The sequence below is a fragment of the Thermolongibacillus altinsuensis genome, from assembly GCF_004341205.1.
Classification (GTDB): domain Bacteria; phylum Bacillota; class Bacilli; order Bacillales; family Anoxybacillaceae; genus Thermolongibacillus; species Thermolongibacillus altinsuensis.
This window is the reverse complement of sequence record NZ_SLUL01000002.1, coordinates 24,792-49,187: the sequence shown is the minus strand read 5'-3', so window position 1 is coordinate 49,187 and position 24,396 is coordinate 24,792. Positions and strand designations below refer to the sequence as shown.

Genomic DNA, 24,396 nt, shown 5'->3' with positions numbered 1-24,396 from the left:
GAGGATGATTCAATTGAATCATCCTCGATTATTCTCCGAAACTGAACAAGATCCATCTGCACAATCATCGCGATTGGAATTGGCTTTTCCATTTAGATTGATTACAGAAGGCTGAGCTTGCTCTTCTTCCCACACCTTTTGTAACACATCCATAAACACATCGCTTGATTGCGCGCCGAAAACAGCGTATTTTTGATTGAATAAGAAAAACGGAACACCGGTTATCCCCAGTTGTCTACCAATTTCTTCATCTCGACGAACCTCATCGGCGTAACCATTGTTTCTTAATACATCAAGGGCTTTTTCACGATCCAAACCGACTTCGCTTGCCAAATTGGCCAGTACCTCATGATCGCCAATGTGCAGCCCTTCCGTAAAGTATGCCTTCATGAGCCGCTCTGTCATTTCCTCCATCTTTCCTTCGCTATTTGCAAAATGAGCCAAGCGATGGGCATCAAAAGTATTCGTTCGCTTCATGTTATCAAAGTCATAATGCAGTCCAACCGCTTCTGCTTGTTTCCCGACTTGTTGAGTCGTCGCTTTCGCTTGTTCTAGCGACATCCCATATTTTTCAGCAAGATATTCATACACGTTTTTTTTCGGATTTCGCTCAACATGTGGATCAAGTTCGAAACTGCGAAATACAATCTCGACCTTGTCCTTGTGTTCGAACTGTTCCAGCGCCTTTTCAAAACGCCGCTTGCCAATATAACAAAACGGACATACAAAATCTGACCAAATTTCTACTTTCATATAAAAGCCTCCAATATTGTTAGTTACTTTTCATTTTACCTTATTAAATATTGATCTCACAAAAAAGTTGTCCGGAAACTCCGGACAACTTTTTGAAAAAGCGATGAAAGATTAATCATACCCGCGGAAAACGTATGGTTCTTCCGGCGCTTTAATTGTATGCCATTCTTTCACTTGTACATACGGAATGGTAACATTAAACGGTTGGAAGTAAATAGTCGATAACTTTCCTTTTACATGAATCCATTCATCATTTTTTAAATGCGGATTTTCCGGAAATTCCGTCAACAATCCAAACACTCCTGAATCCGCTACACAATGAATGATCCCAAAACGAAGCACGAATAATTGCTGGCTGTTCGTTGTTTTGTCATGATATACAAATCCGTCAAATTCAATTTCTTTATCGCTAAACTGCCCTGGAAATTGATAAATCGTTTCCATCGCTTTCAAGTAGTTGTTGTCATTGAGAACAAGACGAGATTGCTTCGCAAACACCGCCAATTCTTTCCTCATTAGGTCTTTATAACCTTCTTTTCCATAATAAATGCTTGTATCAGGACGGAGAAATTGACGCTGCCCGAACGGATCTGCACTTTCCGTTTCAAACCCTGGAATGCGAAATCCTTTCGCTTTTACAATCTCCGAATCTAGCGTCGCAATCGGCAAAAACAACGCAGAGGCAATCGGAAAGATAAAAACAAAATAATTTAAGGCTTTTTTCCATTTCGGCTGATCTTCTTCATGATGATGACAGCACGTCTCATCATGACAGTGGTGACCGTTCTCTTTCCGATTCGCAATCCGAAACTGAACAATGGTAAGAAACGCAAAAATAAAAATGGCGCTGAACGATAAATACGAATATCGCATATTAATGTACTTGCTTATATCTCCCGTTGTGTGCAAGTGAAAAAATAGAAAGGTAAAACCGAGCAAAATGTATGTGCGAAGCATTTCTACTTCACCTCCTAAATAAATAATGAACCGACAAAGACGAAAATGGTAATATAAGCAATCAACACAATCACAAAGCGCGTTTTGAACGATTGTAAAAGCATAAGCGTATTTTTAATGTCAATCATCGGACCGTACACTAAAAAGGCTGCCAACGCGCCAAATGAGAACGTGTTTTGAAACGAGGAAGCGATAAACGCATCCGCCTCTGAACAGAGAGACAACACAAACGCAAGCGCCATCATCACAAGGGATGAAGACATTTTTCCGTGACCGATTGCAAGCAATGTCGATGTTTTTATATACGTTTGCATAGCCGATGCGACAAACGCACCAATGATTAAATATTTTCCTGATGAGAAAAACTCATCAATGCTATGCTCAAGCGTTCCCATCCATTTTTCTTTCAACGTTTTCGGCATGGAAGATGAAATGACCTCTTTTTTCCGCAATTGATCATCCTTATATTGCACCGCCAACAACAATCCAATCAAGATCGCAACAGCAAGCGCGAAAATGGAACGGCAAAGCACCATTTTTAAGCTGCTTCCGAAAGCGATAAAAGTAGAAAACAAGACAATCGGATTAATGATCGGTCCCGTTAACATAAACGGAATGGCTGCATAAAGCGGTACCCCTTTGGCAACTAAGCGTCGCGTAATCGGGACAATTCCGCACTCGCATGCAGGAAACAACGCTCCAATCAACGTCGCATATAACACCGCTAATATTTTATTTTTCGGAACCCATTTTTCAATCATCTCTTCGGTCACAAACATTTGAATAATCCCGGAAATAAATACGCCAATTAATACAAATGGCAATGACTCTATTAAAATACTGATAAAAATGGTATTTAACTGGAGAAAAGACTTGATCATGGTTCTCATGCTCCTTTAAACAAAAGCTACAACCCTCCATTCTAACAATAAGGCTATGAAAAATGAACGAGAATTTAATTCCATAAAATCACGCAAAAATTTAATAGAAAAGCACAAGCCAATGAAAGAAAGATGAATAAACTATATCGAATTCACTCTAAAAATTAAGAAGGGATCATAAAATGGAAAAAAATAAAAAAGAAGAGATCAAAAAGAAAAGTTCTAAAAAGGAGAAATCTTGTGAAATTGGACCATTATCAGCAAAAGAGCGTCAAAAAAAGGCATATAACATTCGCGAGAAAGCTGCACTTGTTCAAAAGGATCTTCCTCTTCCAGCTCATTTATGTAACGGAGATGAAGATTTGTTTTCCAATAAAATCGGTAACTATTCGAAAGGATTACCGCACAATTCCCTTGGCGAAGTAGACCTCAATGCATATAAAACATTAATAAAGTCTTTAACAACCGGGAATCCGGCTACATTTGAATCCATCCCTCTGGGAGGTACAGTTAAGCTCACCAATCCACAGTCTGCTTATGCATTCGATCTCGTTTCTCCTGATTCCTATTCTCTCAGTATGATTGCGCCGCCGAAGTTTAATAGTGCATGGATTGCGAGTGAAATGGCTGAATTATACTGGCAGGCACTGACCCGCGATATTCCTTTTGCTGACTACGATACGAATATCCTCACTCTCGCAGCAGCATCGGATCTATCCAATTTTCCAGATTTTCGCGGACCAAAAGAAAATGGAGTTGTAACCCCAAGCACCTTGTTCCGCGGGAATACACCCGGTGATCTAGCAGGTCCTTATATTTCCCAGTTTCTATGGAAGAATATTACTTATGGAGCTGCGACCATCATCCAACGAAATCGTACGACATTGCGCGGTGATGACCACATGACCTCGTATGAAGAATGGTTGGACATTCAAGACGGAAAACCGCCTACCTCCCAAAACCAATTTGATCCAGAACCTCGATATATCCGCAATGGACGAGATTTGAGCGAATGGGTCCATCGAGATTTTAGTTACCAAAGTGTTTTAAATGCTTGTTTAATTCTGCTCAGCTTTGGACAAGAAGCTTTAGACCCAGCTAATCCTTATTTGCATTCAAAAACGCAAGTTGGTTTTTCCACTTTTGGCGGTCCACATATTCTGGATTTGGTCGCTCGATCGACAAATGCAGCACTGAAAGCTGCTTGGTTTCAGAAATGGTTGGTTCACCGTCGATTGCGCCCAGAGGAATTTGGCGGACATGTTCATAACAACTTGATCGGTGCTTCCCATTATCCCATCCATCAAGAGCTCCTCGACTCACAAGCGATTTCCCATGTTTACAGTAAGTTTGGCACTTATCTTCTCCCTCAAGCCTATCCAGAAGGTAGTCCTACTCATCCTGCCTATCCTGCTGGCCATGCGACTTTTGTTGGAGCCGGGGTCACGATGCTAAAAGCGTTCTTTAATGAGTCTTTTGTGATTCCTAATCCAGTTGTAGCGAGTTCCAATGGCCTTACATTGCTTCCTTACTCAGGATCTCCTTTAACGATAGGCGGAGAATTGAACAAACTGGCCTCCAATATTGCTCTTGGTCGTGACGCCGCAGGAATTCACTGGCGTTCAGATGGATCGGAGGGAATGAAACTCGGTGAAGCCGTTGCGATCCGAATTCTTCAAGATTACAAAAAGTCCTATAATGAGCATTTTAGCGGTTTTTCTCTTACAAAGTTTGATGGAAGTACAATCATAATCTAGTAGAACGTGTTGCAAAACGCATAATGGATGCATAGATGCACATAAAAAATCCACCACCTTGGAAATCATATACAGTGACCAAAACCAACTACCAAGGGGTGGACACTATCATGATTTCCAATTTAAACAAAGAACATGCATGGTCTTATGAAATCGATCCACTTTTAGCATCCTTATTTCGATATATCGACTCGCTGTCGTTGCCGGAGACACCGTATGTGACAGGAAGACCGCCGGTGTCGAAAAAATCTTTATTGAAATGTTTCTTTTTGAAAACCTATTTTTCCATTGATTCCTTGCGAAAATTAGTACGCATTCTGCAGCGTTTTCGATGTTTTCAACGGGCTTGTGGGCTTGATGAAGTCCCACATCTGTCTACGTTTTCCCGTGCGGCAAAGTGGTTTCGGGAAACAGGGATTTCCTGTTTTTCACGCACAGCTGCTCAAAGATCTAGAAGTACGGTATCCCCAAATCGTGCTGATCGACAGCACGGCCCTTCGAAGCAGTCTTTACGATTCACAGGCAAAATGGGGAGTGTCCACCCGATACCACTGGTTTAAAGGATATAAACTCCATCTCTGTACCACTACCGAGGGAATCATCTTATCTCACGTGTTGACCACAGCGAACCGGAATGATGCGGCAGTGGCACCAGAATTGCTTGCTTCTTTGGGGCAATGGGAGATTGAGTTCGTGTTAGGGGATGCCGCGTATGACAGCGAAAAGGTTCGACAAACTGCTGAGCAAGCAGGAATCTTATTGATTTCCCCTATCAACCGCCGCAATAGCAAGGAACGAAAAGATGCCTATGGCCGGGTTCTTCCTGTCTTGTTGAAAACGAGATTTGGCCAATGGCTGTTTGGGCTTCGCCGCGAGATTGAACGGGTATTTAACGAGCTAAAGAGTGATGGGGTGGAGCAACCCCGATGGTATGGATTTCATCGATATTTACTGCATGTGTTATGTTGCATCCTTATGCATAACTTCGAGTTTTTACTCTAGTTTTGCAACACCATCTAGTAAATAAGCTTAGGGAAAGAAGTATTGATTAAGCCAATCAGACAAATAAATTTGTCTGTCATGCGTTTTACGTTCGGAATCGGCATGCTTCTAGCATGCCGGGGCGGCAAGAAAAATCTTGCCGCCTATGGCAGAAAAGCGGTCTTCTATTCATGATGAGATATGTTGGATACTCAACTTGAATCTATATAGAAAGGAGGAAAAGGTAGATGAGTAAAAATGAAAAATATATAAGAAAAGACGAAATAAAGAAAATCATCAAAAAGAAGTTGAGGAAGCACTTAAAAATCTAGTTATAAATATCGAATTTAAGCCACAAATTAACGTGATTAATGATACGCAACGCGAAGTAGCTATCGGTAAGCAGGGGAGTCGGTGCTGGTGAAAATACCAAATCGGCATCGTTGGAAAAGATGGCTCTACGGCAGCGGGAAATAATCCAGACGCAGCAGGCGTAGGAAAAGATGGAACGGCACAAGCTGCCGATCCGAATGCTGCTCAGGCCACTACAAGAGGTAATGCAGCTTCTCAGCCACAAGATCGATTCAATCAAGGTACAGAGTCCGGTCGCGGAGATTTAAATCAAGATACATCCCAATAAATGATATATAAAAACTGGTGAAGCATGAATTAGTTCCTGTGAAGTAGAAAAGTGCAACTCATGCGGCATGGGATCGAAAAATCAACCGGACTCATGTCGTATTTGTTTTGCGATATTATGTATCTGTCCAATGCGTCGGGGCAATTCTAGAACTATTTGTACATAAAGATTTTGTGTAGGGAATATATAAAGCCTTGCTAAGAAACTCAGCAAGGCCTAATTATTTTTATTAAATGTTATTTCAAGCGGTTCATCTTTTGTTAATTGATACTTTTTGCCATAAAGTTTGATCGTTAGTTCCTCTCCATTCAAAAGATTCACTTTCGTTCCTTTTGTATCAACGGAGACTGAAATGTGTCTACCTAAATATTGAATCGAAAATCTATATGACTGCCATTGTTTTGGAATCGCTGGCGCTAATGACAACCCGCTTTCTTTGACCCGAAGGCCAGCAAATCCATAAACAATCGCCATCCACGTTCCTCCCATATTCGCCATATGGAGACCGTCTTTCGTATTACCATGTGTATTATCTAAATCTAAACGAGCAGTTTCAATAAAGTATTCATAAGCCTTGTCTAATTCGCCAATTTTTGCAGCCATAATACTAAACACACATGAAGATAGAGAAGAATCGTGAGTAGTGATTTTTTCATAGTAATGATAAGAATCTCGAATCACGGATTCATCTTGTTCATCCTCTAATAAAAAGTGAGCCAGTACTGTATCGGCCTGTTTACACACTTGGTAACGATATAAAGTCAGCGGATGATAATGCAAGAGAAGTGGGTAATGTTCTTTCGGCGTATTCTCGAAATCCCAAACTTGTTTCTGCAAAAATGTATCATCCTGCGGATTAATATTCAGTGTTGGATCATAAGGCAAATACATAGCTTCAGCTGCTTTTATCCATTCTGCTATTTCCTCGTCAGTAACTCCAAGCTTTGCTTTTAATGATACTAATGTATCCGGTGCATGTTTTTCTAATTCCTCGATAGCTTTGGCTGCCCAGCGCAAATTGTGCTTTGCCATCACGTTCGTGTAATAGTTATTGTTCACAATACACGTATACTCGTCAGGCCCCGTTACAGCATCAATTTTAAATTTCCCTTCATGATAATGTCCGGTATCCATCCAGAGACGAGCTGTTTCAATTAACAGTTCAGCTCCATAAGATTTTAGGAAATCCAAATCTTTCGTCACCAAGTAATATTGAACGTAACTATAAGCGATATCTGCACTGATATGGTACTGAGCTGTTCCAGCTGGAAAATAAGAAGAACATTCTCCTCCTGATATTGTTCGCCACGGGAATAAAGCGCCTTTTCTATGGCCCATTTCCCTTGCTCTTTCACGTGCTTTATCTAGGATTGAATATCGATAAAGGAGCAATTGCTTTGCTAGTTCAGGATTCGTCATCAAGAAAAATGGCACCATATATATTTCGGTATCCCAAAAATAATGCCCTTCATATCCTTCGCCTGACAAGCCTTTTGCGGCTATATTTGAGAAACGATCGCGCCCTGCTGATTGTAGCAAATGAAATAAATTAAAGCGTATCCCTTCTTGGAGCGCCTGATCTCCACATATTTCCACATCCGCATAAAACCAAAACTTATCTAAATAGTGCTTTTGTTGTTCTTTAAGGTCATTAAACGTCAAACATGATAATTTCTGACATAGATCAAGACCAGCCTGAAGTGGATGATCTCCATGTCGAAGCGTATCTGTATATATATTTATTTTGGTCATGATCACTTTTTCTGTTAATTCAAAAGTGAGTACAGTTTCAACCGACTTCTCATTTTTAACATATTCTCGCTGAAAATCAGTGTTTAGTCTGCATGTTGATGTACAAGCGGCATAAAGATTTGACCGTTTCGTTTTTGTTTCTACACCAACAAAATCTCCTTCAATAACCGTATCCGAGACCGTTAAGAGCTTCGCATGTCCTGAACCGACCCGTGGATCATTCGGATCAACAAAATTTGAGACATCTCCGTTAACTGAGAAAACCACCTTCGTTTTCCCAAAAAAATTAACGGGTTCAATTGTAATTTTCTGCATGAAAAGTTCTTTATAAATGAATGAAGTTAACCTTTTAAACTTGAGTTTGACTTCTTTCCCTCTAGGAGAACGCCAATGAATCACACGTTCTGAAAAGCCTTTGTCCAAATGGAGATGCCGTTCATATTGAATGACTTCTCCTTCAAAAAGCGAAAACCTTTCTTCTTCTCCAAAGTATATTTGAACGGTTTGCGCATCAATGACATTCACTAACTTCTGTTGCGTTTCAGGGAATGCATATAATTTTTCACCGTAGTTAATATCAGTTATATCGTGGAATGCATTGATATATGTACCACGAATGGATGGAGCACCGTCATAATATCCTTCTTCAAAATTTCCGCGTACACCAATATACCCATTACCAGTGAAAAAGAGACTTTCTTCATTTAACAAGTTTTCAATATTAAGCTGATTTGAGCGAATTGACCAAGACATGTAAAACACTCCTGTTTCATTATTCTTTTACTCTGACGGATGTTGATTCTGTATCTGGAAAATCAGCAAAATCAAAAGTATCGGAACGATAGCAGCATATATTTGTTTTCAACTTTGAATCCAAAACAGAACTCCTTTTCTTTACGTTTTTTACAAACTAGAGTCATCAAACGATCATTTTGAATGGGCTTACATTTTTCTAGTAAAAGTAAACCAGCAAAACTGCTTGCACACCGAGTTCCATCAGGAAGAGAATCCCCCCTTGTTATTCCTCTGATTTTAATGATCTAATTGAAGCTTACTTATTAAATACTTATAATTTATATTAAAAATCTAATATTTTTGTTAAGATTTTAAGGTAAGAGGTGACTTTCGTTGCGTAATACCTCTATTCAACAAAAAATTATTAAGAAATTCTTTGAAGCAAGAGTCAAAAATAAGCAAAATTACTTCGTTCACCCTTCTTATGAAATGGAACAAAAGTTGCTACAATCGTTATCAAGAGGATTATTTCAAGAAGCCAAACTTGCCTTAGATGCTATTAACAGCCAAAAACGAGCTACGCTAGCTAAGGATCCTGTCCGTTCTTTGAAAAATTCATTAATTGGGTCATGCACACTTTTTACACGTGCAATTATTAATGGCGGTGTACACCCTGAAACCGCTTACAATCTTAGTGACGTTTTTATTTTACAAATTGAAGAAACAAATGATATAGAAAGTCTGAAACAACTTGAATATGAGATGCTCCATTCTTTTATTAAAACATTAAATGATGAAAAAAGACCGTCTTATAACTTAGTTGTTAATAAGACGATCTCATTTATTCATGATGAAATTTTAAACGATTTATCGCTAAAACGCATCGCTTCGTTCGTGAAAGTGCATCCGAACTATCTTTCTAAAATATTCAAAGATGAAGTTGGCATCTCAATCACAGAATATATTAACAGGAAACGTATAGAAGAATCTAAATATTTTTTGTTGCACAGTGATTTACCAATTTCAGATATTGCAATTTTACTCGGTTTCTGCAACCAGAGCTATTACACTAGATTATTTAAAAAATACACTTCAATGACTCCCCTTCAATTCCGAAATAAGTATTTTCAAAGCATGGGGACGAATGATTAGCAGTGGATCATACACATGGACGAAGCAAGATCTCGGCAAAAAAATTGCGTCATTTGTGATAAGGCTCGCCACGATTAATCCGGAACGCGCGGTAAATTTGTTCGAGCAAAACCAATCGCATGAGTTGGTGCGGGAAGGTCATTTTCGAAAACGATAACGATTCATTTGCGCGTTTCATGACCTCTTTGCTTAACCCGAGCGAACCGCCAATAATAAAAGCGACTTTACTTTTCCCGTAAACAGCTAGCTTATCTAGCTTTTCGGCGAATTGTTCCGATGATAGCATCGTCCCTTCGATCGCTAAGGCAATTACATATGTATCATCCGTTATTTTCGCTAAAATGCGTTCTCCTTCTTTTTGCTTCACTTGCTCCATTTCTTGCAAACTGAGCTGTTCCGGCGCTTTTTCATCGGCTACTTCAATGATTTCGATCTTCGCATAACTCGACAATCGTTTTAAATATTCCTCTATTCCTTGTTTTAAATACTTCTCTTTCAATTTACCCACAGCAATAATTGAGATATTCACAACACATCCCCACTTTACAAACATGATATCCACAAGAGTTATCCACATATTCACAATCTATATCCACATATTGTGTGGAAACATTAGTTCCCTACAACATATGCCGCCCGATTTTGACAAAAATCGCACCGTTCATCTGATTTATCCACAGGAACGGATTGGATTTCAGGCGCCGCTTCCATTTCATCCACATACATATCAATCGCTAAATCCACATGTTCTTCACAACATTTCCACATCATATTTTGCTCCCCCCTATTTCGAAAAGAAGACAGGAGTAGGATGTTCCCCTCCTGTCCTTAATTAGAGAGATTGTCTTGCTAATTTCATCGTTACCGTTTTCTTTTGCCCGTCACGATAAAATGTTACTTTCATCGTGTCGCCAATTTGTTTTCGATTATATAAATGTTTACGCAATTCGATGACATCAGCGATTTTCTCACCATCAAGTTCAACAATTACATCGAATTCTCTTAATCCTGCCCGTTCAGCTGGTGATCCAGGAACGACTTGTAAAATCGCTACACCTTCTTTTACGCTTGGTGGCAAGTGCAACGTTTCTTGCCAGTGATACGCTGGAATGTCGCTGAGTGAACGCAATTCGACTCCCATGTATGGGCGACGAACTTGTCCAAATTTCTCTAGATCGGAAATAACAGGTTTTGCATAGTTAATTGGAATCGCTAATCCAATTCCTTCAACTGCTTGTTCGGCAATTTTCATTGAATTGATCCCTATAACCTGCCCTTCAATATTCACGAGCGCCCCGCCGCTATTTCCAGGGTTGATCGCTGCATCGGTTTGCAATACTTCCGCATGCCAATCAGGGATACCGTCTTGATCGATATCAATCGGAATGGTTCGTTTTGTTCCTGAAATAATTCCTTGTGTGACTGATCCAGCAAACTGTAATCCAAGTGGGTTACCAATCGCAATGACAGGCTCACCAGGTTTTACAACATCTGAATTTCCAAACTCGGCTACTTTTGTCACATGTTTTGCATCAATTTCTAACACAGCTAAATCGGTCCAAACATCGCTACCTAAAATGCGAGCTTTTACTTTCGTTCCATCGCTTAGACTAACCTCTACTCGGCTTGCGCCTTCAATCACATGATGATTGGTAACAATGAACGCTTTTCCATTTTCTTTTTTATAAATGACTCCAGAACCTGTCCCAGCTTCGCCGCCTTCAGACCAAAAGCTTGCTTCTTGAATGTTAACAACCCCGACAACAGCTTCTGATACTTTATCAACCGCTTGTGTCACTTGAGATACCACATTGACAGTAACATTTTTCTCCACTTTCGGTTGATCCGTTGTTTCGCTTACATCCTTCTCATTTTGTTCCATGTTATAAGGAAGAACGTCCCATTTTACAAGAGAAGGAACCGCAACAATGACGAGCAATCCACCTAAAATAGCGCCAACAACACCTGATAAAATCGCGCCGCCACGGTTTCCTTTCTGCTTTTGGCGAAGATGGTCATAATGATCATCATAGTAACCCATAATCCTCACCCATCCTTTCTATCAATCCATTTCTGTCTTTCATTATACCCCTCTTTTTCCTAAAGAATCTATTAGTATACATACCACCGTTCAGTGAAAAAACGATGAAAAATCTTTTTCATACACAAGCCATTTCCGTCGGGCAACTTGGGTCTGTATCATATAAGTGAAATTGCTCACCGACGATGATCCCTTTGCTTGCGAGTGTTTGTGTCACCGTCATTCGCGCTAATTCTTTCATATTGTTATCTTGGCTTAAATGAGCTAAATAAATTCGTTTTGTTTGATCTCCAATGACATCCGCTAAAGCGAGCCCCGCATCTTCGTTTGAAACATGGCCGACATCACTTAAAATACGACGCTTGACACTCCATGGGTATTTTCCCATTCGGAGCATTTCGACATCGTGATTGCTTTCAAATATAAACACATCGGCATGACGAATAATTCCTTTCATTCGTTCACTCACGTACCCTGTATCCGTAATTAACGCAAGTTTTTTTCCACCGTGGTGAAAAACATAAAACATAGGTTCAGCCGCATCATGAGAAACGCCAAACGATTCAACATCTATATCCCCAAATGTTTTTACCGTTCCCACTGGAAAAATAAATTTTTGTTCAGATGGAATCTCTCCAATGAGAGATTCCATTGCCCTCCATGTTTTTTCATTCGCATAAATGGGTAACTGATATTTTCGAGCGATCACACCTAATCCTTTAATATGATCGCTATGTTCATGGGTGATTAATATTCCGGACAAATCTTTTAAATTTCGTTTAATTTTCGCAAATAAAAGCTCCATTTGTTTTCCGCTTAGCCCAACATCAACAAGAAGCCGTTCACGATCGGTTTCTATATAAAAAGCATTCCCCGTACTCCCGCTAGCTAATACGCTAAATCTCATCTTGTTTTCTCACTCCAACACTTTGTTTTCATCGCTAATAATTTGTCCTTCGAATGCGTTAACATAATAATCCGTTTTGCCATTAACAACAACATGCCATGTCGGTGTTAGCACTTGCGAAGCTGTAAACTGAACGAGCGCATAGTAGCCAAGATCAATCTTGGTTACACGATCACCAGGTTTCAAAAGATTTTTTTTGTAAAGCGTTTCTAAAGCTTTAATCGCTGGTAAAATTTCTTGCTTTTTCTTATCTTTTTCGAGATCTTCTAACATGGTTTGTTCGTAGCCAATCATTTCGTTATTGTCATTTAAATGAATTAACAACATGCTGCTGACATTGTTATAAATAATTTTTCCGTCATATTGTTGGAAATAGATCAATGTTTTGGTATTCTCATCATACTTCCAAAACGTATAATTCTCTCCAGAAATAATGTTTTGTTTCAAGAACTCGCTTAAGCGATATCCTTCTTTCGGATCCTGAATCAAAATAGGTTTAATAAATTTAGCTTGCAAGACCGATTGATTGACAGTTTCAACCTGTTGATTGCTCAATTTCTCGATCTCTTCTTTTGTAAACACTTTACTTTTTCCGCTTACATACGTTGCTTTCGTCACTTCTTTTGGTAAATCAACATACGTAATCCCATCTGCTTCTAATTGTTCTTCAATGGTCGTTTCCAAAATCACATCAAGTTGGCTGCTGCTTCGCTTTTGCATAAACTGATATCCTAAAAAGAGGTCGAGGATGAGGAATGTAATAATAAAAATTGTTTTTGTTTTACTCCAATCCAATGACATCCCCTCCTCGCGCATCTTTACCGAAAACCACTTTGCGCCAAGTCCCATTATACAAGCAATACCAAGACGGTTCCAAAATGACAATGTTTTCGCGCTCTGAGTCGCGAATAAGTTCATAACCAATAACTAGATCTTCAATGAGCTCATGATCAATGTTTTTTATTGTTTGCAGTTGTTTTATGACCTCATATCCTGACGGAAGCGTAATTGGCAAACTAACTCGGTCAGGAATTTCTAATGTAAATAAAGGACGCTGGTAGTTAATAATATCGTTTTCTCCCCATACGTGAATAATTTCTGACATTCCATAGCGGTTAAATACAGGATAGCTGTTAGCAAATAACCGAAAAACGACTTTCCGCTCGGTCTCTTCTAATCGATCGAAGTGGTATGTGTCCGTCCACCCGCCATGCTCGTTAACAAAATCGATGCTTTTTTGCAATAAATATGGATCATTTTCTGTGATCGTTCCACGGGCTGCAGGATTGACATACAACAATAGCTTTTTAGAGAAATCAACATCCATCAATCGCGAACCATCCGTATACTCTTCACCAAACGCTAATACATCTTTTTTTACAAAGCTTGGATCATTGAATAATGCCTCTTTAAATTTATCAGAATTTAACTCATCCATATAATACTGCAAACGGTTCAAAACAATCGGCCGAGCAGGCAAAAAAAGTGATTTCGTTTCGCTGAGGTCATAAGATAAAAACGGCATATAACGCCCTGCTCGAGCATAATATCCTTTTTCTAATTCTTCTAACGCTCCCTCTTGAATCGTTGCTCGATAAATTTTTCTTGTTTTTGTTGAAACAAAATAAATAAATGGCTCTTCTTCCTTTTCAATTTCCATCGGGATCACAATTCGATCAAAATGTAGCGCTTCTATACCTTTATCTTCGATTTGGAAAATATTTCGATATATTTCAATTGGAATTTCATCAGAATAGACAATTTCTATTTTTCCTTTTCCGTGAAGAAACGTTAAAAATTCATTTTTTGGTACAGTACTTGAAACATTTTCAAACTCATCTAACGTCCAACGCTTCACTTCGCGCATAAACTTATAAATGTCTGTATCCTGAACAATTCCATAATGATTATTGCTTTTATGAATAAGAATTTGGCGTGGACGAATGATCGTAGCAAGATCGACATCAACGTTGCTAACAGGAACATTTTGAATATATTTCGTATTTTCAATGAACTCGTATTTTGGTTGGTACGTCCATAAGTTCCACGTTAGAAAAATGCTCACCAACACTAGAAAAGTTAACAAAACAGATTTGATCGTTTCGTATTTCATATCATTCATCCTCTTTTACACGTTCCGTCGGTAGAGTAAAGTAAATAGTTGTTCCTTTTCGTTCTTGACTTTCAGCCCAAATGCGCCCACCATGAGCGATGACTACTTCTTTTGCAATCGCTAATCCTAATCCCGTTCCGCCCAATTTGCGCGAACGAGCTTTATCTACGCGGTAAAAACGCTCAAAAATTTTTGATAAATCCGATTTCGGAATTCCTACCCCTTCATCACTAACACTCACTTCAATATGGTCCTCTTTTTTCCTTACACGAAATGTAATCTTTCCACCTTGTGGTGAATATTTCAATGCATTTGAAATAATATTATCAAGCACTTGTGTAATTTTATCTTGATCTATTTCAATGACAATTTTCTCATCTGGAAAATCACGAATAAACGACACATTCTCTTGCTTCGTTAATTCAAAACGATCAATCACTTTATGGAAATAACTAATGAAATTGACAGGTGTTTTTTTCAACTTGTAATCTTTGCTATCTAGTTTAGAAAGTTGTAATAAATCATTGACTAAGCGAATCATTCTTTCTGTTTCTTTTTGTGTCACTTCAATAAATCTTGGAGCAATTTCTTCATCGCGCCAAGCCCCGTCCGCTAATGCTTCTAAATAACTTCGCATCGTTGTTAACGGTGTGCGCAACTCATGAGACACATTTGCGACAAACTCTCTTCGTTCTCGGTCAATCTTTTCATGCTCTGTAATATCATGCAAAACAACAATAAGACCATTCACAAAGCCTGTTTCTTTTTGAATGACAGATAAGGAAGCACGTAAAATATACGGTTCTTCATCTGTACTAAAATCCAAAATAAGCGAATCACGCTCTTGCACTAACGTTTCAAACGTATATTGTTCGTCTAATCCTAATACTTCAACAATCGGAGCAGATAGCACTGTTTCACGTGAAACATTTAAAATGTTTAGTGCTGCATCATTAATAAGGATAATACGTCCTTTCCGGTCTGTTGCAATGACACCGTCGGTCATATGCGTTAATACCGACTCGAGTTTCCGACGTTCTCCTTCCGTTGTCGCTTGTGCTTCCTGTAATTTTTTTGTCAGGTTATTAAAACTTAATGCTAACTGCCCAATTTCATCATATCCGTAAATTTTTACCTTTCGCGAAAAATTTCCTTTCGCCATTGCAATCGCTTGTTTTCGCATATCGGATATCGGTCGAGTAATCGTTTGGGCTAACAAAATGCCTAACAAAGCTGTGATAACCAAAGCAATACCCGTACCTGTTGCAAAAATATTATTAATCTGCCTCATTTGCGCAAAAACATCTTCCATTGAAGCGATGACATAAATCGCTCCTTTAATTTCATTCTTTACTCTTACTGGTGTAGATGAAATGTACATACGATGGCCCGTTTTCGGATCAACGAGCATTTTTTCCGTCATTTCACCAGCAACTAGCGTTCTCTTTATAAGAAGATCGGTTGTTCGTTTTCCAACAATATTTTGATTATATGGATTCGATGTACCGAGAACTTTGCTTTTGTTATCAATCACCCGCACTTCGGAAATATCTTGTGATACAAAATCTTGTAAAATGACACGAATGTCTTCCTCCAAAGTGGAGCTCTTTTTATCTCGTTCTTTACTCATTTCTTGTTCAATATTATAGGCAAGGAGAGTGACCCGCTCATTTAATGAGTTTTTAAAATTTCCGACAAGCTGGGCTTCTAATTGGCGTACAAAATAAGCACCAATAATTTGCGTCGCAATCAAAATGAGAAGAATGTAAATTAAAGCGAATTTTAAATGAATCGATTGAAAAGGACTTACTTTTTTCATATATTCATTTACTCCTGTTCTGGATTACGTAAATAATATCCAACACCGCGGCGCGTGACAATCCAAGCAGGATGAGAAGGGTTATCTTCAATTTTTTCACGCAAACGTCGAACCGTTACGTCAACCGTTCGAACATCTCCAAAATAGTCATAACCCCAAACAGTTTGCAATAGATGTTCGCGCGTCATCACTTGTCCGATATGTTTCGCTAAATAATGCAACAACTCAAATTCACGATGCGTCAACTCAATTTTTTCTCCTCTTTTTGAAACGGTATAAGCATCAGGATGAATCACAAGTGAGCCAATTTTTATTTCACTCATTTCCTTATTTGCTTGTTCATTATCGATTTTTTGCTGATGACGGCGTAAATTTGCTCTGACGCGAGCAAGCAACTCTCTTGTGCTAAACGGTTTTGTGACGTAATCGTCTGCTCCAAGTTCAAGTCCAAGCACTTTATCAATTTCTGAATCTTTCGCCGTCAGCATAATAATTGGCATATCATATTTCTTTCTTATTTCTCGACATACTTCCATTCCATCTTTTTGCGGAAGCATAATATCTAACAAAATTAAATCGGGATGAATTTCTTCTACTTTTTGCAATGCTTCTACGCCATCGTAAGCACAAAATACTTCATAGCCTTCTTTTTTTAAATTAAATTGCAAAATATCCGCAATTGGTTTTTCATCATCAACAACTAAAATACGTTTTTCCACTTTGATTCACTCCTTTTGTGAGCGTTACATATGCTTATAGGAATAATGTATCATGTTATTTGTTTTCATTCACTTCTTATATTATAAAATAAAAAAGAAGCATAGACACATCACTGTATCTATGCTTCACTAGTGGCTCGGGACGGAATCGAACCGCCGACACAAGGATTTTCAGTCCTTTGCTCTACCGACTGAGCTACCGAGCCATACTATTTTTACTCATCTTCATACAAATCTTCTCTACGTCCTTCGTCCCGCTCTCATTAGCTTACACAAGTAGTTGTTCGAGCGGTACGCTGAAGTCATTTCTTTGAAGTTTACTTTTACTTGCCTTTGTCTCTTCCTCTGCTAGCTCATTCGCAGATGATGGATGCGTCGGGACAACTCGCAGTTTATTCATCGAAGTATCGCTCGTTGCTCGTCGCTACCGAGCTATTATCCACTATTTATATAAAAATGGCGGTCCCGACGGGACTCGAACCCGCGATCTCCTGCGTGACAGGCAGGCATGTTAACCACTACACTACGGGACCGTTTTTACAAACGCTATTAATCATGACGACAATGGCTATTCTATCAGATTTAAGATAATAGAGCAAGTACTATTTTGCAAATTTTATTGAAAAACATCGATTGTTATATAAATTCAGGTGAAGTTTACGACATATATCACCACGAATAGAAAACCGCTTTTCTGCCTTAGGCGGCAAGATTTTTCTTGCCGCCTAAAAGACATGCCGGTTCCAAACGTGAAACGCACGGTAGATAAATTCACTGGTCCGATGGCGTTTTCGTTCGGGGAAGTGACAGAAAAGCTTGTTCATATCGGAATCTTACCATAGCATCGACGTTTTCATCGTGCTATGATTACGAATAAACACTACGGACAACATTCGTTTGTGAACGGTCTGGTCCAACCGAAAAGATTGAAAGTGGAATACCTGTTAACTGAGAAATTCTTTCAACATAATGACGTGCATTAGCTGGAAGTTCATCTAAACTTTTAACTCCTGTAATGTCTTCTGTCCAACCTGGAAGTTCTTCATAAATTGGTTCACACTCAGCTAATACTTTCAAGCTTGCTGGAAACTCTTCAATCACTTTTCCTTTATAACGATAAGCAACACAAATTTTTAATGTTTCAATTCCTGTTAACACATCAATTGAGTTTAATGATAAATCCGTAATGCCACTCACACGTCGAGCATGACGGACGACAACGCTATCGAACCAACCAACACGTCGTGGACGTCCTGTTGTTGTGCCGTACTCGCGTCCTACTTCACGAATGCGATCACCGATTTCATCTTTTAACTCTGTCGGGAATGGACCGTCACCGACACGGGTTGTGTACGCTTTCGCTACCCCAACAACATGTTTAATTTTTGTTGGACCGACTCCTGCTCCGATCGTGACACCGCCCGCTACCGGATTGGAAGAAGTAACGAAAGGATATGTACCTTGGTCAATATCTAACATCACTCCTTGCGCTCCTTCAAACAATACGCGGCGGCCAGCGTCAAGCGCATCGTTTAACACAACAGATGTATCACAAACATATTTCGCAATTTGTTGTCCGTATTCGTAATATTCATCGAGAATATCCTCAAGTTTGAATCCTTCTACCCCGTATACTTTTTCGAACAATATATTTTTCTCAGCGAGATTGCGTGCAAGCTTTTCTTCAAATACTTCGCGATCGAGAAGATCAGCGATGCGAATGCCTACACGAGCCGCTTTATCCATATAAGCAGGACCAATTCCTTTTTTCGTCGTGCCGATTTTATTTGCACCTTTGCGCTCTTCTTCTACTTCATCTAGCTTCAAATGATAAGGTAAAATCACATGAGCACGATTGCTGATGCGCAAATTATCTGTGCTCACTCCTCGCTCGTGTAAATAGGCTAATTCCTGCACGAGCGCTTTTGGATCGACAACCATCCCGTTGCCAATGACACAAATCTTTTCTTTATAAAAAATTCCGGATGGAATAAGGTGTAATTTATATTTCTCACCGTTAAACACAATGGTATGTCCTGCGTTGTTTCCGCCTTGATACCTTGCAATCACTTCCGCGTTTTGCGATAAAAAATCGGTAATTTTTCCTTTCCCCTCATCTCCCCATTGCGTTCCAACAACAACAACTGAAGACACAGCGAGCACCTCCGCTTTATTCACTCAAAACCTTTTACCAAACATAGTAAGTGTAACAAACTTTATAAACAGAAGTCAATAAATACCGAACATTTTTATATAAAATTAATACTTTTATTCGTGTTAATAGAAACTAAAAAATACCCTTCTTCTTTTTCGAAGAAGGATTATGCACTCGGTGGAATATTTGTTTCATCAAATCGTCTCTCTAAATTAACAAATTTATTATATTCTTTAATGAATGCAAGTTGAACCGTGCCAACAGGGCCGTTCCGTTGCTTGGCGATGATAATCTCAATAATGTTTTTATTCTCGGAATCTTTATCGTAATAATCATCACGATATAAAAACGCAACAATATCCGCATCTTGTTCAATACTACCAGACTCGCGAAGGTCAGACATCATCGGTCTTTTATCTTGACGCTGCTCGACACTGCGGGAAAGCTGAGATAAAGCGATGACTGGCACATCTAATTCACGCGCTAACGCTTTAAGCGAACGCGAGATTTCCGATACTTCTTGCTGGCGGTTTTCGCGGTTTCTCCCGCTTCCTTGGATCAACTGCAAATAATCGATTAACACCATTCCTAATCCTTGTTCTTGCTTTAAACGACGACATTTCGCGCGAATCTCACTCACGCGAATATTTGGTGTATCGTCAATGTATATTCCAGCGTTTGATAAGCTTCCCATCGCCATCGTAAGCTTTGCCCAATCTTCTGTCGTCAATTTTCCTGTTCGCAAATTTTGCGCATTAATATTTCCTTCCGCGCATAACATACGCATAACAAGCTGCTGAGCGCCCATTTCTAAACTGAAAATCGCAACGTTTTCTCCCGTTTTTGTTGCGACGTTTTGAGCAATGTTTAAAGCAAAAGCGGTTTTTCCGACCGACGGACGAGCTGCGACGATAATAAAGTCACTGCGCTGAAATCCTGCCGTCATCCGATCTAGTTCAATAAATCCAGTTGGTATTCCTGTAATTTCTCCTTTTCGGTTATGAAGCATTTCAATATTATCATATGCCTGTACAAGAATATCTTTTATATTTTGAAATCCGCTCGTATTTTTCCGTTGAGACACTTCTAAAATTTTTCTTTCCGCTTCACTTAACAGTTCCTCAACTTCATCTTCCCGCGTATACCCTTCTTGTGCAATCGAAGTAGCTGTACGAATGAGACGACGCAAAATGGATTTTTCTTCAACAATTTTGGCGTAATACTCAATATTTGCGGCAGTTGGAACAGCATTAGCCAATTCTGTTAAATAGGAAACTCCTCCAACTTCCTCAAGGCTATTCGCATCAGCTAATTCAGACGTAACGGTCACTAAATCAACTGGTTCACCTCGGTCAGAAAGTTGTAACATGGTTCGAAATATTTTTTGATGGGAAGAGCGATAAAAATCTTCAGGAACTAAAATTTCTGAAGCTGTTGTTAAAGCCGAAGGTTCAAGCAAAATCGCTCCTAGTACAGCTTGTTCCGCTTCGATATTTTGAGGAGGAATGCGATCTGGAAATAAATCGTTCATCTTTTTTCACCTTCCTTTCATTTGAAAATAACCATAAGAAAAATGTGATTATATGAGGGGGGGAGCAATCCCCTGCATAAAATCACATTTTTTCATTACTTTTGCTCTTTTACATGCACTTTTAAAGTCGCTGTGACTTCTGGATGAAGTTTAATTGGGACATTTGTATATCCTAACGAACGAATCGCATCTTCAAGTTCAATTTTACGTTTATCAATTTTAATGTCGTGTTGAGTTTGTAACGCTTCAGCAATTTGTTTGCTCGTAATCGAACCGAATAATCGACCGCCTTCACCCGCTTTAGCAAACAGCTCTACCGTTAGCGTATCGATTTTCTCTTTTAATTGCTTCGCTTTTGCTAACTCTTCCTCAGCTTCTCGTTTTTGTTTATTTTTTTGCGCTTCCAACGCTTTTAAATTAGCTGGTGTCGCCTCAACGGCTAAACCTTGTTTGAACAAAAAGTTATGTGCATATCCATCCGCGACGTTTTTAATTTCTCCTTTTTTTCCTTTTCCCTTTACATCTTTTAAGAAAATGACTTTCATGACTTCTTACCCCCTTCTAAATATTCTTCGATTGCTGCCCGTAATCGTTTTTCCGCTTCTTCAATCGTTATATTTTGCAATTGTGTAGCAGCGTTTGTTAAATGTCCACCACCATCAAGTTTTTCCATGATGATTTGCACGTTTACATCCCCTAATGAACGCGCACTAATCCCAATGGTTTGATCATTCCGTTTTGAAATGACAAACGAAGCAATAACTCCACTTAATGATAATAAAGTATCAGCCGCTTGCGCAATTAATACCGGATCGTATGTTTCATTTGGGCTTCCTTTAGCGATGGCAATACCGTTTTCATCAATTTTGGCATTTTCAATAATTTTAGCACGTTTGATATAATGTTGAATATTTTCTTTTAACAATTTTTGAACAAGTGTTGTATCCGCCCCTTGCGCTCTTAAATATGAGGCGGCATCGAACGTGCGTGACCCCGTTCGTAATGTAAAACTTTTCGTATCAACGACGATGCCAGCAAGCAAAGAGGTTGCTTCCAGCATGGTTAATTTCAACCGTTTCGGCTGATATTCAAGCAACTCTGTTACGAGTTCAGACGTGGAAGAAGCGTACGGCTCCATGTAGACGAGGAGTGGATCTTCAATAAATTCTTCACCGCGACGATGATGGTCGATCACAACGACACGATCCATTCGAAGTAAAAGCCGTTCTTCGATGACAAGCGACGGTTTATGTGTATCGACAATCACAAGAAGCGTGTCATCTGTTGCCATATCTAAAGCTTGTTCTGGAGTAATAAAACGAGACCAAAGCTCAGAATGCTGCTTAACCTCCTCGATTAACCGTTGAACGCCTGAATCCACTCGATTTGTATCGATGACAATAAACCCTTCTTTTTGATTCATCTGTGCTACTTTTAGAATGCCGATCGAGGCCCCGATCGCATCCATATCGGGATATTTATGTCCCATAATCAGCACTTTATCACTTTCAGTTACAAGCTCCTTCAAAGCATGGGAAATAACACGCGCACGTACCCTTGTTCGCTTTTCCATCGGATTGGTCTTTCCACCATAAAATTTAACTTTTCCATTTATTTGCTTAATCGCTACTTGGTCACCACCGCGTCCTAACGCCAAATCTAAACTTGACTGAGCTAATGCCCCTAATTCCGGTAAAGAAGATGCACCTGTTCCAATTCCAATGCTAAGCGTAAGCGGTACATTATTTTTCATCGTTTGTTCGCGAACCTCATCTAAAATAGAAAATTTACTTTTTTCCAACTGCTGCAAAATACTTTCATTCAACACAGCAACAAATCGATCAGAGGAGGTTCGTTTTAAAAATAATCCGTAATCATTTGCCCAGCGATTTAAAATGGAAGTGACTTGACTATTCAACTGGCTTTTCGTTTGATCATCCATTCCTTGCGTGACATCGTCATAGTTATCAAGAAAAATGATTCCTAGTACCGTTTTTTCTTCCTCATACTTTCTTTCAATCTCCACTTGTTCAGTTATATCGAAAAAATAAAGTAAACGTTCTTCGCGTCTGATGATTACTTTAAATTTTCGACCATGGAGATCAATCACTTCTGTATGCGTTTCCTGTTTAATTAATGGAACAAGTTGTTCAGCTACATCATACAACGATCGACCTACTAACGTATCTTCACCGAAACAAGAAGCTAAAAATGAGTTGGTCCACTCAATATAAAACTCATCGTTGATCAGCATAATGCCGATCGGCATCCCCATTAATGCTTCTTCACCAACTTTTTTCACGCGATAAGAAAGAGTGGAAATATAATTTTCAATTTCTTCCTGAATCGCCCGTTGTGACTTAAATACATGCAATAATGTTGGTCCAAGGAGCACAGCACTTACTATCCCGATGATCCATTGAAAATACGTAACAATGATCACCAATCCGAACGCAATCCCAATTAACAGATATAAGGGATAGCGATGCCTCTGATTTTCATAAAAATTTGACATGAACGTCAGCTCCCTGCGTCTTAATCTTTTAGGCGCTTACGCAATTCAAATCCTAAATCAATTATACCTAAGATTCGAACAAGATAAAGTAAAAAAGGGAAAAGCAATGATAAAACCACGATGGCGGCTGCCCATTTCTGAGCAATTTTCTTTTGATAAGCCCAATAAAAAATGAACGAAAAACCTTGAATCGTCATTAACAATTGAAGAATTTGAAAAATATTCAAAAGAGCGATATGGACAAATGATCCTTGTTCTAAAGGAAAAAACATTAAAATCATCACGATTAAGTAATACCATAATAAACTTTTTGGCAACATGAGGTCACGAAACGGCGGCCAATCATCTATTTTGATCTGTAACCGTTTTAAAATAGGCGCTGTAACAAGCTGTGTCATCCATGCAAGAAAAACAGACGCCAAAACAAGTGAAGCAGGGAGCAAATAGATTGCAAGATCCAACGCTTGCTGGAAATTTTCTTCAACTTCCTCCGCTGGTAGTTGACCAACTTGACTAAATATAGATTGAGCATTTTGAAAAGCTTCTTCCATCATCACCTTTATTTCTTCTGCGAAATTAAAATCGAAAAAGAGAACCGAACCGATGTATAAAAGAACGATATTAATCAAAAAAGCCAATGATCCAACGAGTAAAAGGATATATCTTCCTTGTTTTTTACTCCAGACATGCCCCATCACAACGCCGCTACTTCCGAACATAATCGCCATCGGTAAAGAAAAAATCGAACCAAACCATACCGAAGGAATAAGTGAGACAAGAAGCAACAATAAGCCATTTTTATAAGTATGGCGAATCGTAAAAATAATAAAAGGAACGGATAAAAATAATGTAGCAATGATCCCGATGAAAGGCATGTACAAACTGATCAATAGCAGAACAGTAAAAATAGCTAATTGAATGGCCCCTTCGGTAAGAATACGGGTGTTTTTCATCTCGATTCTCCTTTCTTAAAATAAAAAGCAGTAAG

General features: G+C 39.1%; 20 protein-coding genes, 2 tRNA genes and 1 pseudogene. 3 read left to right on the top strand and 20 right to left on the bottom strand.

Going from position 1 to position 24,396, the window contains the following annotated elements; translation table 11 throughout:
- Window positions 1-18: 18 nt before the first annotated feature.
- The 3 genes from EDD69_RS01855 to EDD69_RS01845 all read right to left on the bottom strand — a co-directional run bounded on the left by EDD69_RS01855 (window position 19) and on the right by EDD69_RS01845 (window position 2,591).
- Window positions 19-753 (bottom strand): DsbA family oxidoreductase, encoded by a 735-nt coding sequence (locus tag EDD69_RS01855; RefSeq protein ID WP_132947263.1) that lies wholly within the window; start codon window positions 751-753, stop codon window positions 19-21.
- 111 nt (window positions 754-864) lie between these two features.
- Window positions 865-1,710: a TIGR03943 family putative permease subunit gene (locus tag EDD69_RS01850; RefSeq protein ID WP_132947262.1), complete on the bottom strand. Its 846-nt coding sequence runs from the start codon at window positions 1,708-1,710 to the stop codon at window positions 865-867.
- 14 nt (window positions 1,711-1,724) lie between these two features.
- Window positions 1,725-2,591 (bottom strand): permease, encoded by an 867-nt coding sequence (locus EDD69_RS01845; RefSeq protein ID WP_132947261.1) that lies wholly within the window; start codon window positions 2,589-2,591, stop codon window positions 1,725-1,727.
- A 182-nt stretch (window positions 2,592-2,773) separates the two neighbouring features.
- Here EDD69_RS01845 and EDD69_RS01840 point away from each other — a divergent pair, with 182 nt between their 5' ends.
- Window positions 2,774-4,348, top strand: a complete 1,575-nt coding sequence (locus tag EDD69_RS01840) for a vanadium-dependent haloperoxidase (protein WP_132947260.1) — start codon at window positions 2,774-2,776, stop codon at window positions 4,346-4,348.
- Window positions 4,349-4,458: 110 nt separating this feature from the next.
- Window positions 4,459-5,350: pseudogene (locus tag EDD69_RS01835) on the top strand (transposase).
- 835 nt (window positions 5,351-6,185) lie between these two features.
- Here EDD69_RS01835 and EDD69_RS01830 read toward each other — a convergent pair.
- Window positions 6,186-8,474 (bottom strand): glycoside hydrolase family 65 protein, encoded by a 2,289-nt coding sequence (locus EDD69_RS01830; RefSeq protein ID WP_132947259.1) that lies wholly within the window; start codon window positions 8,472-8,474, stop codon window positions 6,186-6,188.
- Window positions 8,475-8,849: 375 nt separating this feature from the next.
- Between EDD69_RS01830 and EDD69_RS01825 the strand changes: the two genes are divergently transcribed.
- Complete coding sequence (locus EDD69_RS01825; protein ID WP_243643015.1) at window positions 8,850-9,608, top strand: AraC family transcriptional regulator; 759 nt, start codon at window positions 8,850-8,852, stop codon at window positions 9,606-9,608.
- 49 nt (window positions 9,609-9,657) lie between these two features.
- Here the strand turns inward: EDD69_RS01825 and rlmH are convergent, their stop codons facing one another.
- From rlmH to EDD69_RS01750, 16 genes are all read right to left on the bottom strand, one after another.
- Window positions 9,658-10,137 (bottom strand): 23S rRNA (pseudouridine(1915)-N(3))-methyltransferase RlmH, encoded by a 480-nt coding sequence (gene rlmH, locus EDD69_RS01820; protein WP_165871701.1) that lies wholly within the window; start codon window positions 10,135-10,137, stop codon window positions 9,658-9,660.
- 83 nt (window positions 10,138-10,220) lie between these two features.
- Window positions 10,221-10,376, bottom strand: coding sequence for a CxxH/CxxC protein (locus EDD69_RS01815; protein ID WP_132947455.1), 156 nt, complete (start codon window positions 10,374-10,376; stop codon window positions 10,221-10,223).
- Between the two features lie 64 nt (window positions 10,377-10,440).
- Window positions 10,441-11,649, bottom strand: coding sequence for a S1C family serine protease (locus tag EDD69_RS01810; RefSeq protein WP_132947258.1), 1,209 nt, complete (start codon window positions 11,647-11,649; stop codon window positions 10,441-10,443).
- Window positions 11,650-11,767: 118 nt separating this feature from the next.
- Entirely contained in the window at window positions 11,768-12,556 is a 789-nt protein-coding gene (locus tag EDD69_RS01805; RefSeq protein ID WP_132947257.1) for an MBL fold metallo-hydrolase, read from the bottom strand.
- Between the two features lie 9 nt (window positions 12,557-12,565).
- On the bottom strand, window positions 12,566-13,351 hold the full coding sequence (locus EDD69_RS01800) for a two-component system regulatory protein YycI (RefSeq protein WP_132947256.1): 786 nt from the start codon (window positions 13,349-13,351) through the stop codon (window positions 12,566-12,568).
- A complete protein-coding gene (locus EDD69_RS01795; protein WP_424565320.1) occupies window positions 13,338-14,678 on the bottom strand; it encodes a YycH family regulatory protein in 1,341 nt (446 codons plus the stop codon). The genes EDD69_RS01800 and EDD69_RS01795 overlap by 14 nt, the downstream gene beginning before the upstream one ends.
- Window positions 14,671-16,488, bottom strand: coding sequence for a cell wall metabolism sensor histidine kinase WalK (gene walK / locus EDD69_RS01790; RefSeq protein WP_132947254.1), 1,818 nt, complete (start codon window positions 16,486-16,488; stop codon window positions 14,671-14,673). The genes EDD69_RS01795 and walK overlap by 8 nt, the downstream gene beginning before the upstream one ends.
- An 8-nt stretch (window positions 16,489-16,496) precedes the next feature.
- A complete protein-coding gene (yycF, locus tag EDD69_RS01785; RefSeq protein WP_132947253.1) occupies window positions 16,497-17,207 on the bottom strand; it encodes a response regulator YycF in 711 nt (236 codons plus the stop codon).
- Between the two features lie 133 nt (window positions 17,208-17,340).
- Window positions 17,341-17,413, bottom strand: a tRNA-Phe gene (locus tag EDD69_RS01780).
- A gap of 62 nt (window positions 17,414-17,475) precedes the next feature.
- Window positions 17,476-17,607, bottom strand: coding sequence for a hypothetical protein (locus EDD69_RS15640; RefSeq protein WP_279388122.1), 132 nt, complete (start codon window positions 17,605-17,607; stop codon window positions 17,476-17,478).
- Window positions 17,608-17,664: 57 nt separating this feature from the next.
- Window positions 17,665-17,740, bottom strand: a tRNA-Asp gene (locus EDD69_RS01775).
- Between the two features lie 334 nt (window positions 17,741-18,074).
- A complete protein-coding gene (locus tag EDD69_RS01770; RefSeq protein WP_132947453.1) occupies window positions 18,075-19,361 on the bottom strand; it encodes an adenylosuccinate synthase in 1,287 nt (428 codons plus the stop codon).
- 167 nt (window positions 19,362-19,528) lie between these two features.
- On the bottom strand, window positions 19,529-20,893 hold the full coding sequence (gene dnaB / locus EDD69_RS01765) for a replicative DNA helicase (RefSeq protein ID WP_132947252.1): 1,365 nt from the start codon (window positions 20,891-20,893) through the stop codon (window positions 19,529-19,531).
- A 95-nt stretch (window positions 20,894-20,988) separates the two neighbouring features.
- Window positions 20,989-21,438 (bottom strand): 50S ribosomal protein L9, encoded by a 450-nt coding sequence (gene rplI, locus EDD69_RS01760; RefSeq protein ID WP_132947251.1) that lies wholly within the window; start codon window positions 21,436-21,438, stop codon window positions 20,989-20,991.
- On the bottom strand, window positions 21,435-23,408 hold the full coding sequence (locus EDD69_RS01755; RefSeq protein ID WP_132947250.1) for a DHH family phosphoesterase: 1,974 nt from the start codon (window positions 23,406-23,408) through the stop codon (window positions 21,435-21,437). Before EDD69_RS01755 ends, rplI begins: the two co-directional genes overlap by 4 nt.
- 20 nt (window positions 23,409-23,428) lie before the next feature.
- Window positions 23,429-24,361 (bottom strand): YybS family protein, encoded by a 933-nt coding sequence (locus EDD69_RS01750; RefSeq protein ID WP_132947249.1) that lies wholly within the window; start codon window positions 24,359-24,361, stop codon window positions 23,429-23,431.
- Window positions 24,362-24,396: the final 35 nt, after the last annotated feature.